Consider the following 11,720-nt stretch of genomic DNA (forward strand, 5'->3'; position numbering starts at 1 on the left):
CTACATATAAGTAAACTTCCTTTTAAAAAAGCCCTACTTATATGTCTGTTTTCTCTATTTTTCAGGTCTTTGTATCTTCTATTTTTACACTTCTTGTAAAATGTTAAATAAACAGAAGAAAGCAGCCTACTCATGGCTGCTCAACCGTCTTGTTTTTTATATTATACCATAGCTTCTAAACAAAATCCTTCTTTTTGCTAAAAGGTTATTTTCTGTCCAGGCTCATAATCTAAGTAGTCAAACGGGTTTGTACTTAACACACGTACAATAGAATAACATTGATTATTTTCCTCAGAAACCATTAATTCCACGCCATTTATATTCACAACTTTTTGGCTTTCGCATTGTGAATAATCGGCCGGATATACAAGTTGCTCTGGCATAATTGTATATAAAATCATTGTAACATTGTCCCTTCTGTATGATTGTCTGTGCGTTCATCAATTAATTCGTTTAATTTTCGAAGTGCACTACCAATACCACCGACATCATCTATAAGACCATACTTCACCGCATCTCCACCAATTACATTCGTCCCAATATCTCGCGTCAAATTTCCTTTCGCAAACATAAGCTCTTTAAAACGATCTTCCGTTACTTTCGAATGCTTCGTCACAAATCGACTGACTCTTTCTTGCATTTTATCCAAATACTCAAATGTTTGTGGCACACCTATGACAAGACCCGTTAAACGAATTGGATGAATTGTCATCGTCGCGGTTTCCGCAATAAATGAATAATCAGTAGAGACAGCAATTGGTACACCAATGGAATGTCCCCCGCCCAAAACAAGAGATACCGTCGGCTTTGAAAGCGAAGCTACCATCTCAGAAATCGCTAATCCAGCTTCAACGTCACCTCCAACTGTGTTTAATATTAAAAGCAAACCTTCAATTTTCGGATTTTGTTCAATCGCGACAATTTGCGGAATGATATGCTCATATTTTGTTGTTTTGTTTTGCGGAGGCAACTGAATATGACCTTCCACTTGCCCAACAATTGTTAAACAATGAATACGCGATTCATTCATTTGTGGTACATTTGTTTGTCCAAGTTGTTGAATTTTCTCTACTATCGAAGCTTCTTTCCCAGTTTCTTTTGGCTCAGCTTCTTTCTCCTCATTTGTATAACGATCACGTTCTGTCATATCGCATCCCCTTTCACTCGTATATAACTATTATTTCTTAAGTTATAAATTTCATTCGATGGAGTTAGAAAAGAAAAAAGATCACCCGTAAAGGTGATCTTTTTTACACTTCCATAATAATCGGTAAGATCATAGGCTTTCTCTTTGTCTCTTCGTACAAGAACTGTCCTAATAACTCACGGATATTTTGTTTTAACATAGACCATTCAATCGAATACTCTTTAATTGATTGCTCAACAATCATACGTACAATCTCTGTAGATCGGTCAATTAACGCTTCTGATTCACGAACATATACAAAGCCACGTGAAATGATTTCTGGACCAGAGATTATTTTCTTTTCATCTTTACCAAGTGTTACAACAACTACTAATATTCCGTCTTGAGATAACATCTTTCTATCTCGAAGAACGATATTTCCAACGTCACCTACACCTAGTCCATCAATTAAAACATTACCAGCTTGTACTTTACCAACTAAGTTTACTTCATCGTCACCAAAAGCAATTACATCGCCTTTTTCTACGATAAAGATATTTTCTCTTGCAATACCTACATCTTCAGCTAAATATGCATGTGCTTTTTGCATACGGAACTCACCATGTACGGGTACAAAATATTTCGGTTTCATTAAATTTAACATTAGTTTTAATTCTTCTTGGCTACCGTGACCTGAAACGTGGACTTTTCTCTCACCATAATAAACAACTTCCGCACCAGCTCTAAATAATAAGTCAATAATTTTTGATACAGAAATTTCATTACCTGGAATTGGAGAAGCCGCAATAATAACAGTATCACCTTTACGAATTGAAATTTGTTTATGTGCTTGCTTCGCCATTCTAGAAAGGGCTGCCATCGGTTCACCTTGGCTACCTGTCGTTAAAATAGCTACCTTTTTCTCTGGGAAATTATCTACTTCTTGCAGTGAAATAACCATACCTTCTGGAACATCTAAATAACCAAGACGTCTAGCAATGTCTACTACTTTCACCATACTACGTCCCACTACTGCCACTTTTCTTCCCGTTTCAGCAGCTGCATCAAACACTTGTTGAATACGGTGTACATTCGATGCAAATGAAGCAACGATAATACGACCTTCTGCGCCGTAGAATACTTTAGAAATTTCTACCCCAACTTCTTTTTCCGAACCTGTATAGCCTGGACGCTCAGCATTTGTACTATCAGATAATAAGCAAAGTACGCCTTCATTTCCGATTTGTGCCATCTTTCCAAGGTCTGCTCCACTATTTCCAATTGGAGTTTGATCGAATTTAAAGTCTCCCGTATATACGACAGCACCTTTTGATGTATGGAAACAAACACCAACAGAATCCGGAATACTATGTGTCGTTCCAAAGAATGAAACTGTTGTAGTATTAAACTCTACTGTTGAATTTGAGTCGATTGTTTTTAAGTCTACACGGCCTAACATGCCCGCTTCGCCAAGTTTTTCTTGTATAAGTCCTACCGTTAATTTCGTTGCATACACTGGAATAGATAATTTACGAAGCACGTAAACAATTCCACCAATATGATCTTCATGACCGTGAGTAATAAATAAACCTTTTACTCGCTCTTGATTTTCCACTAAGTATGTAATATCAGGAATAACGATATCAATTCCAAACATTTCATCTCCTGGGAACATTAATCCTGCATCTACAATAAAGATTTCAGAATCAATTTCAACACAGTACATGTTTTTCCCGATTTCACCTACTCCACCAAGAGCAAATACTTTAACAGACTCATTCTCTTTTCTCTTCATGTTGTTGCCTGGTTTAAAAATCTTGCAAACACTGATTTCACTAAAATTGTAGAGACACCAGGGGAAACTCTACAACCACCATATATTCACCGTCCAAGACGAATGTCCTTACCGTTATGCGATATCATGTCCTTGTTTATTTTTTAAACCAGGTTTCACCTCTCTTTCATTATATAAATCAAATATCTTATTCGATATGATATGAAAATTTAATTAAATTATAATTTTTTCCAATTTTGCTAAGCATACCCGTACTAAGCTACTTAGCCATATTATACCTGATACAAGAAATAGAACACAAGTGAAATCGTGAGAAAGAAAAAGTAAAAGGAAGGAGTTACAATAAAAGTATTCAACATACTTACTTAGCTTTGATGCTCCATATTTTCCGAAGAAATCCCCCTACATACTCTAAATTAATTTCATTCTATAGAATTTCTAGACTTATTCTTCTAGAATTGAACAAAAATACTTATGAAATGAAGCTTTTCCATGAATTACGTCACATTTGAAACAATTTCTCCTAAAAACTTAACCGAAAGTTTACTACACTTACACAAAAGTATTTTCTTTAATAGCAACTACTCTTTAAGGAAACTAATAATACAATATTCTTTCCTTATAAACGTTGCAGCATGATGAAAAAGTTGTAGATAACAAAATTGAATACGAATTTAATAAAGTTAAATCTCACATTTGACTTGGCGGGGGTGACAGTCACTACATAAATTAAAGGATTTCCTCCAAATTAATGTAAGAACAACATAATACTTTGACAAACAAAAACAAAAAAACAAGTGGCATAATATAAAAATGATTTTGATATTATGGGAGCATATACAGATGAGAGAGGAGAACCTAAATTTTTTTACAAAAAACTCCACTTTAAAGCAGATTAAAGCATTGTCATGCTAATAAAAAAATGACCTAGTTTCACACTAGGTCATTTTTATTAACGAGGAATAGATTGCATTACAGATTGTAACGTCACTCTTTCTTCTTCTGTTAATGGAAGAAGTGGTAAACGTACAGAACCTACATCTAATCCAACCATTTGTAACGCTGTTTTTACTGGAGTTGGGCTTGGCGCCATAAATAATGAATCTGTTACTCTTACAAGTAATTGATGTAACTTTTGCGCCTTCTTAAATTCTCCTGCTTGGAATGCTGCAATCATTTCTTGCATTTCATTTCCAATAACATGAGACGCTACAGAAACGATACCTTTCGCTCCAACTACCATAGCCGGTAACGTTAAACCGTCATCACCGCTGTATACCGCAAAGTCGTCCGCTGTTTTTTCAATGATTTCTGTCATTGTTAACACATCGCCGCCTGCATCTTTAATCGCAACAATGTTTTCTATTTCTGATAAACGAACAACTGTATCAACGGAGATTTGTACAATAGATCGTCCTGGAACGTTATATAGCATAACCGGAAGTGGAGTGCTTTCAGCAATAGTTTTAAAGTGCTGATACATCCCCTCTTGACTCGGTTTGTTATAATACGGCGCTACTAGCATTACTGCATCAACACCAACTTCAGTTGCCTTTTTAGTTAAGTCAACAGAAGCATGTGTATTATTGCTACCTGTTCCAGCGATTACGGGCACCCTTTTATCGACAACAGATACGACATGGCGATATAACGCTACTTTTTCTTCTGAAGTTAATGTAGGAGATTCACCTGTCGTTCCTCCTACCACGATTGCTGTTGTACCGTTATCAATTAAATAATTTACCAATTTCGTTGTCTTTGCAAAATCGATATTCCCGTTTTTATCAAACGGTGTTACCATCGCGGTTGCAATTGTCCCAAAATCTATCATGGTCTCACTCCTTATTGTTCCAGTTGCTTTTCTTTTGAAAGCTCAAACGCACTATGTAATGCATTTACAGCTTCCACTAAATCGGTTTCTTTTACAAGAACCCAAATTGTCGTATGACTATCTGCAGATTGCAGAATTTGAATACCTTTTTCAGCTAAAGCTGTAACGATTTTCGCAGTAACCCCTGGGTATCCTGCCATTCCAGCTCCTACAATAGATACTTTTGCACAATGCTCTGTCACAATTGGCTCATATCCAAGGTTCTTTAATAGTTCAACTGCATGACTTGATACATTATCACTCACCGTATAAGCTACACCAGTAGGTGAAATGTTAATTAAATCGACACTTATTCCTTCGTTCGCCATTTCTTTAAACACATGCTGTTGCAAATCATATGCCGTTTCTTTTGCAAGTACTTTAATTTGCGTCACATTTGATACATGAGCGATACCTGTAACAGGACGTTCTTCTACATCACGGCCTTTTGTAGCACCATCAGATGCTGAAATCAGCGTACCTTCACTATCAGAATACGTAGAACGTACACGAAGCGGTACTTTTGCATGCATCGCAATTTCAACTGCACGTGGATGAACAACTTTTGCACCTTGGTAAGCCATGTTACAAATTTCGTTATACGTTACAGTTTGAAGGTGGCGTGCATCCTTTACAATACGAGGATCTGCAGTCATAACACCTTCTACATCTGTGAAGATATCAATATATTCAGCATGAAGCGCAACACCTAATGCTGAAGCTGAAGTATCACTACCTCCGCGTCCAAGTGTTGTCGTATCCCCTTTTTTCGTTTGCCCTTGGAATCCCGTAACAACTACTACATCTACATTTTCTAACTCTTCATGTACGCGATCACAGTTCATTTCAACAATTTTCGCATTCGTAAAATCATCGTTTGTTACAAAACCAGCTTGTGCACCATTTAATGCCGCTGCTTTTATACCGTTCTCATTCAACATATTAGAGAACACGATTGCTGAGATTAACTCTCCGCATGATAGTAATAAATCTTGCTCTCGTTTAGAAATAGTAGATTCCTCTTGATTTACAAGACTTAATAACGTATCAGTTGCATATGGTTCGCCTTTACGGCCCATAGCAGATACGACAGTAACTACTTTATAACCCGCAGCTAACGATTTTTTTATATGATGAAGCGCATGCTTACGTCCATTTTCATCACGTACTGATGTGCCACCAAATTTTTGAACAATTATTTTCATATTTTGCACCTTCTCTTAGCCGTTTACACTAATTGTAATTTTACTAAGCGCTCTGCAATTTGAACAGAATTCCATGCAGCGCCTTTTAATAAGTTATCAGATACGACCCAAAGATGGAATCCTTTATCGTTATTTAAATCTTTACGGATTCTTCCAACGAATACTTCGTTTTTACCTACTGCAGTAGCTGGCATTGGATATAACTGCTCTTCTGGATTATCTTGCAGAACAATACCTTCCGCATTTGCAAGTAAGCTCTTGAATTCTTCTACTGTTACGCCTTCTTTTTCTACTTCGATGTAAACAGACTCAGAATGTCCTGATACGACCGGTAAACGTACACATGTCGCCGCTACTTCTAGTTCTGGCATATGCATAATTTTTTTCGTTTCATTAATCATTTTCATTTCTTCAAATGTAAATCCATTATCTTCGAATTTGTCAATCTGTGGAATCGCATTAAAAGCGATTTGGAAATGTTTCTTATCACCTGATACAGGTAAAACATTCGCTTTAACTTCTTCCCCATTTAAGATTGCTTGTGATTGTTCATGAAGTTCTTCAATCGCTGCAGCACCAGCACCTGATACAGCTTGGTATGTGGAAACGATTACTCGTTTTAAACCATATTGCTGACGAACTGGCTCAAGAGCTACTACCATTTGAATTGTAGAACAGTTTGGATTTGCAATAATTCCATTATGTTCTTTTAAATCATTTTCATTTACTTCAGGTACAACAAGTGGCACGTTTTCTGTCATACGGAATGCACTTGTATTATCAACAACAATTGCACCACGCTTTGCTGCTTCTGGCGCTAATTGTTTCGATACAGATCCACCAGCACTAAATAATGCGATATCTACTCCTTCAAAACTTTCAGGAGTTGCCTCTTGAACTGTAAATTCTTCGCCTTTAAATACAAGTTTCTTACCTGCAGATCGTTTAGATGAAAGTAACGTTAACTTCCCAATTGGAAATTCTCGTTTCTCTAAAGTATTTAACATTTGTTCACCAACTGCGCCGGTTGCTCCAACTACAGCGACATGAAAAGTTTTTTGCTTTTCCATCACTATGCCCCTTTCTAGATACCAATCCTTCTATAACTTAGAATCAGAAGGAGTATACAATACCCCTTCTAATCTTAATAACGTTAATTTTATCATATTCTACAGTAAGAATGATGGTTTCATCAAAAATTGTCCGTTTTTTTTCGTTTTTTAATTCATATATCTGAATTTTTCTACAACAACTGGTTGCAATTGCTTCCCTTGTAGCGCCTCTAATACTGTATCTTCAAGTAGCTCCATGCGAGCTACCATTGAGTTCGGTTTTTTCTCTGGTGCGTCTTGACCGAATGGGACGAAGTAGATGTTTTTTGTAGCCATTAGGCGCATGAGATTTACCCCATTTAACCCTAAAGCATCATTCGTCGAAACTGCCAATACGACAGGCTTGCCATTTCTTAGCGTCGCTTTTGCTGCCATTAGTACAGGAGAATCTGTCATTGCGTTCGCAAATTTACTCATAGAATTCCCTGTTAAAGGAGCGATTACCATGCAGTCTAATGGAATTTTAGGTCCAAGTGGTTCTGCTCCAACGATTGAATTAATTGCTTTAAAACCTGTTACTTCTTCAATTTTTTTAATCCACTCTGCCCCTTCTCCAAATCTAGTATTTGTTGATTGAACAGTATAAGAAACAACAGGGCGCACTTCTGCTCCTTCTGCAATTAACTTCTCTAAATGCGGCATAACTTCCTCGTACGTACAATGTGAACCTGTAAACCCGAAACCAATTCGTTTCCCCTTCAAATTCATTTCTTTTCCTCCCCCTTTGCGATTGCGTCTGCTGTTAATAACTGAGAAAGAACGTTCGCTAAAATTTGTCCTGCCGTTTTTGGAGCAACAATACCTGGCAATCCAGGTGCTAACAACGCTTTGACTCCTCTTTTTTCCGCATATCTAAAGTCGGTACCGCCTGGTTTAGAAGCTAAATCAATTACTAACGTATGAGCTGGCATTTTTGAGATAACATTGGCTGTTACAACGAGATGCGGAATTGTGTTAATCACAATATCGATATTCCCTACTTCTTTCTCAATATCTTGCATATGAAAAGGAGAAAACATCATTTCTGTAATACGTGCAATATGTTCAGATCGTCTTGCTCCAACTTTAACGTGAGCTCCTAATGATTGAAATGCTCTGGCAACACTCATCCCTGTTCTACCAAATCCTAAAACCATTACATTGGACCCATGAATTGTATAGTCGGTATGTTGAATTACCATCATTAATGTACCTTCTACAGTTGGAATAGAATTGTAGATTGCCACATCATCACGATCAAATAATTTGACAAGTTTTCGGTTTGTAGTAGATACGAGATTTTCCAAGTAAGGCGTACCAATACCTGAATATATAGTAAAGTGTTCTGGTGTATTTTCAATTTGTTCTTTCGTTATAGAAACTTTTTCGTTTGAAAAAATAGTATCTACTTCTCCTCTGGTATTTGTACCTGCAACTGGCAAAATAATTGCATCTACAGAAGTGAAATCTAAATTTTGTATACTTTCTTTTGCTGCCCCTGTGAAACCATGATCTAACTGATCAAACCCTATCAATGAAAGTTTCGCATCCAATTCAACTAGCTTGCGAATTACTTCTAGCTGTCTTGCATCTCCTCCTATGACAGCAATATGCATCTCAGTCAACATTCCCTAATTCACCTTCTTTTTCTGTCATTTATAAGAAAAGTGCCTACTTTTTCTTTTTCCTCCACATCTTATGTAATGTACGAGTTTTAGGTGATTGAAAATCAAAAAGCACATATGATTTATCCCGCTATTTATGGGCAGTAAGACTCCCATCTCAAAATTCGAAACATGCGAGGAAGTTAGGTGGGAGTTTTACTGCCCGTAAAAACCCCATTGGCGAAGGCTTTATATGCAGATAAAAAAAACGACCAAAATGGCCGTCATTCATTTCGAATTTGAATGATCTGTAATATCGCAAAGGATCATATCATGTCCCACTTTCTTAATTTGCCTCCACGCTACTCTTACTTCTTGTGGTTCCTTTTTAAAGCCCCCCCATTTTCCAGCAGGTATTATAAGTGTTTGTATTTGTCCATCTCTCTCATTAATCTCTAAATCCACATAACCTAAAACCCCCATTTTTTCTGCTCTTTCTAAATTTACAATCTCTTTACCACTTAATTCACTTAATCGCATACACTCTCCCCCTACCGAATTTTTCATTTAAACTATCTATGTTTAGTACCTATTCTGTATGGCTAAAAAAAATAACCGTATCTCATTTAAAAGAGATACGGTTATTTTCGAATATCGCATAAAAAGCAATTATAGTTTTATTCCTTTTGGAAGTTTTCCATCTGGACTAATAAGTGCTGCAGAGAATTCATCTGTAAACATGTTACGAATTAACCCGTCTACATTTTCTTTTGTTACCGTGTTTACACTTTCAATAATCTCATCAAGTGAACGATGCTTACGAAGCAGCAATTCATTTTTACCATTACGGCTCATACGACTATTCGTACTTTCTAAACTTAACATTAAGTTTCCTTTTAATTGTTCCTTACTATTTACAAGCTCTTTTTCTGTAATACCTGTATTTTTCAATGTCTCTAACGTTTCTTGCATTGTTTCATACAGTGTATCTAGTTGTTGGCTACCTGTTCCACCATACAGTGTTAACATACCTGTATCTTCATAAGAAGAATGGTAAGAAAATACTGAGTAGGCTAACCCACGTTGTTCACGTACTTCTTGGAATAAACGGCTACTCATACTACCGCCTAAAATATTATTTAATACAATTAAGTTATAAATATCTTCGTGTCCCATTTGTAAACCTTTATATCCTAGACATAAATGAGCTTGTTCTGTTTCCTTTTTACGCGCTACCTTATTAAAATGGAAAATTGGGCTATGTACTTTTTCACGGTTTGTCGTTCCTTCATAACTACCGAAATATTGCTCCACTGTTTGTAAAAATGCTTCATCAATATTTCCAGCAATTGATACAACTACATTTTCAGGTGTGTAATGGTCTTTTATATATTGACGTAACGTATCACCTGTAAACGTATCAAGTGTTTCTTCTGTTCCTAAAATAGGATATCCAAGTGGATGCGTTTCATATGTCGCTTTCGTTAACATATCATGGACAATATCATCCGGCGCATCTTCGTACATTTTAATTTCTTCACATACGACATTCTTCTCTTTTTTCAGTTCTTCCTCATCAAATGTTGAATTAAAGAACATATCAGCTAAAACATCTAAAGCATATTTAGCATGCTCATCTAACACCTTTGCATAGTAACATGTATATTCTTTTGAAGTAAACGCATTCACTTGCCCACCAATGCTATCAAATGATTCTGCAATTTCTCGTGCGCTACGTGTTTCCGTCCCTTTAAAGAACATATGCTCTAAAAAGTGAGAAATCCCGTTATTTTTTTCATTTTCATTTCTTGATCCTGCATGGATCCAAATACCAATCGCAACCGATCTCACAGTTGGTATATTCTCCATAACAATTCTTACACCATTTTTACACGTATATTTTTTAATCAAAAACTTTCCTCCTACTGCCAGTTTCTCTAAATAAATGCTATTATTTAATGATAACAAGTTTAAGGATGAATGTCATGCAAATGTATTTAATCTACACGTTTTTCATCCAATAATTCTGTTATATTCCCTACTTTATATCCTTGTTCCTTCAATTTTGTAATCATTGTATCTAATGCTTCCGCTGTAGATGAAGTAGGATGCATTAATACGATAGCACCTGGATGTATTTTTCGCATTACTCTCTGCAATAGTACGTCTGGCTCTGGTCGTTTCCAATCGATCGTATCTACTGTCCACATAATCGTACCCATTTGAAAATCATCTGCTATTTTCACTACTTCATCTCGAAAACTGCCACTTGGCGGAGCAAACCATTTCACTTTTTGATTCGTAGCAGCTTCTATCATTCGATTTGTTTTTTGTAACTGATCTCGTATTTCACCAGACGATAGCGTTTTCATATTAGGATGTGTGTAAGAGTGATTTCCGACTTCTTGATTTGCATCGACAATCATTTTTGCAAACCGTAAATTTTCTTTCACCCAACGCCCTTCTAAAAAGAAAGTCGCCTTCACATCATGTTTTTTCAATATCTCTAATATACGAGGTAAATACTCATTTCCCCATGCCACATTTATTGTTAATCCCACCATCTTTTTGTTTGGATGTCCCCTATAAATTGGGGCTGGTGATAAATCTTCTAAGTGAACACTTGGTGATACTTCCTTGAATTCAAGATATTCCTGATCAAATTCCTTTCGCTTCTTCATATTATTATAAGATGCTCCAATATCCACTTGTCTTCCATTATATCCAGGTGTTGCCTTCCATATTTTATCAATTATTGCATTTTGAGGTGCAATCTCATATTGTTTTGCATGTTGTTGAATTTCTTCATACAAATTATCCTGTGCAAAAACGGAATAAGAGCCTAAACTGACATATAAAGAAAATATACATATGTATGCCCATATACGAGCTTTCATATAAACCCTCCCATTAACTATATAAAAAACATTTTTCTTCTTATCTTTGTTAATTTGAGCGTTATAATGAAAACTATACCTATACTGACATAAAAATATATGTAAATCATATTTTTACATAACAAAAAAAGC

The 11,720-nt window shown here is 36.1% G+C and carries 11 protein-coding genes; all 11 read right to left on the reverse strand.

Annotation, left to right across the window (positions count from 1 at the left end; genetic code table 11):
* Positions 1–197 precede the first annotated feature (197 nt).
* The 11 genes from MR065_RS11265 to MR065_RS11315 all read right to left on the reverse strand — a co-directional run bounded on the left by MR065_RS11265 (position 198) and on the right by MR065_RS11315 (position 11,588).
* Positions 198–401, reverse strand: coding sequence for a YlzJ-like family protein (locus MR065_RS11265; protein WP_000605030.1), 204 nt, complete (start codon positions 399–401; stop codon positions 198–200).
* A complete protein-coding gene (gene tepA / locus MR065_RS11270) occupies positions 398–1,147 on the reverse strand; it encodes a translocation-enhancing protein TepA (RefSeq protein WP_097902918.1) in 750 nt (249 codons plus the stop codon). The genes MR065_RS11265 and tepA overlap by 4 nt, the downstream gene beginning before the upstream one ends.
* Positions 1,148–1,250: 103 nt before the next feature.
* The gene (locus tag MR065_RS11275; protein ID WP_242213710.1) at positions 1,251–2,921 is read right to left on the reverse strand and encodes a ribonuclease J; all 1,671 of its coding nucleotides are present in this window, start codon (positions 2,919–2,921) and stop codon (positions 1,251–1,253) included.
* Positions 2,922–3,873: 952 nt separating this feature from the next.
* The gene (gene dapA / locus MR065_RS11280) at positions 3,874–4,752 is read right to left on the reverse strand and encodes a 4-hydroxy-tetrahydrodipicolinate synthase (protein WP_097902920.1); all 879 of its coding nucleotides are present in this window, start codon (positions 4,750–4,752) and stop codon (positions 3,874–3,876) included.
* Positions 4,753–4,763: 11 nt separating this feature from the next.
* Complete coding sequence (gene dapG / locus MR065_RS11285) at positions 4,764–5,996, reverse strand: aspartate kinase (protein ID WP_097902921.1); 1,233 nt, start codon at positions 5,994–5,996, stop codon at positions 4,764–4,766.
* Between the two features lie 23 nt (positions 5,997–6,019).
* Complete coding sequence (gene asd, locus MR065_RS11290) at positions 6,020–7,066, reverse strand: aspartate-semialdehyde dehydrogenase (RefSeq protein WP_000414852.1); 1,047 nt, start codon at positions 7,064–7,066, stop codon at positions 6,020–6,022.
* A 150-nt stretch (positions 7,067–7,216) separates the two neighbouring features.
* Positions 7,217–7,816, reverse strand: a complete 600-nt coding sequence (dpaB, locus tag MR065_RS11295) for a dipicolinate synthase subunit B (protein WP_001049480.1) — start codon at positions 7,814–7,816, stop codon at positions 7,217–7,219.
* Positions 7,813–8,715, reverse strand: a complete 903-nt coding sequence (gene dpaA, locus MR065_RS11300; protein ID WP_097902922.1) for a dipicolinic acid synthetase subunit A — start codon at positions 8,713–8,715, stop codon at positions 7,813–7,815. The genes dpaB and dpaA overlap by 4 nt, the downstream gene beginning before the upstream one ends.
* A gap of 264 nt (positions 8,716–8,979) precedes the next feature.
* The gene (locus MR065_RS11305; RefSeq protein ID WP_097902923.1) at positions 8,980–9,231 is read right to left on the reverse strand and encodes a YlmC/YmxH family sporulation protein; all 252 of its coding nucleotides are present in this window, start codon (positions 9,229–9,231) and stop codon (positions 8,980–8,982) included.
* A gap of 129 nt (positions 9,232–9,360) precedes the next feature.
* The gene (locus tag MR065_RS11310) at positions 9,361–10,602 is read right to left on the reverse strand and encodes a M16 family metallopeptidase (RefSeq protein WP_242213711.1); all 1,242 of its coding nucleotides are present in this window, start codon (positions 10,600–10,602) and stop codon (positions 9,361–9,363) included.
* Between the two features lie 86 nt (positions 10,603–10,688).
* Positions 10,689–11,588 carry a polysaccharide deacetylase family protein gene (locus MR065_RS11315; protein WP_071746774.1) on the reverse strand — a complete coding sequence of 300 codons (900 nt, stop codon included), beginning with the start codon at positions 11,586–11,588 and terminating at the stop codon, positions 10,689–10,691.
* Positions 11,589–11,720: the final 132 nt, after the last annotated feature.

The organism is Bacillus cereus group sp. BfR-BA-01383, from assembly GCF_022663495.1.
GTDB lineage: Bacteria > Bacillota > Bacilli > Bacillales > Bacillaceae_G > Bacillus_A > Bacillus_A cereus_AU.

Excerpts from the sequence above, each read along its gene's own strand:
- asd (WP_000414852.1), bottom strand. The coding sequence starts at position 7,066 with ATGGAAAAGCAAAAAACTTTTCATGTCGCTGTAGTTGGAGCAACCGGC.
- MR065_RS11315 (WP_071746774.1), bottom strand. The coding sequence starts at position 11,588 with ATGAAAGCTCGTATATGGGCATACATATGTATATTTTCTTTATATGTC.
- tepA (WP_097902918.1), bottom strand. The coding sequence starts at position 1,147 with ATGACAGAACGTGATCGTTATACAAATGAGGAGAAAGAAGCTGAGCCA.
- dpaA (WP_097902922.1), bottom strand. The coding sequence starts at position 8,715 with ATGTTGACTGAGATGCATATTGCTGTCATAGGAGGAGATGCAAGACAG.
- MR065_RS11265 (WP_000605030.1), bottom strand. The coding sequence starts at position 401 with ATGATTTTATATACAATTATGCCAGAGCAACTTGTATATCCGGCCGAT.
- MR065_RS11275 (WP_242213710.1), bottom strand. The coding sequence starts at position 2,921 with ATGAAGAGAAAAGAGAATGAGTCTGTTAAAGTATTTGCTCTTGGTGGA.
- dapG (WP_097902921.1), bottom strand. The coding sequence starts at position 5,996 with ATGAAAATAATTGTTCAAAAATTTGGTGGCACATCAGTACGTGATGAA.
- dpaB (WP_001049480.1), bottom strand. The coding sequence starts at position 7,816 with ATGAATTTGAAGGGGAAACGAATTGGTTTCGGGTTTACAGGTTCACAT.
- dapA (WP_097902920.1), bottom strand. The coding sequence starts at position 4,752 with ATGATAGATTTTGGGACAATTGCAACCGCGATGGTAACACCGTTTGAT.
- MR065_RS11305 (WP_097902923.1), bottom strand. The coding sequence starts at position 9,231 with ATGCGATTAAGTGAATTAAGTGGTAAAGAGATTGTAAATTTAGAAAGA.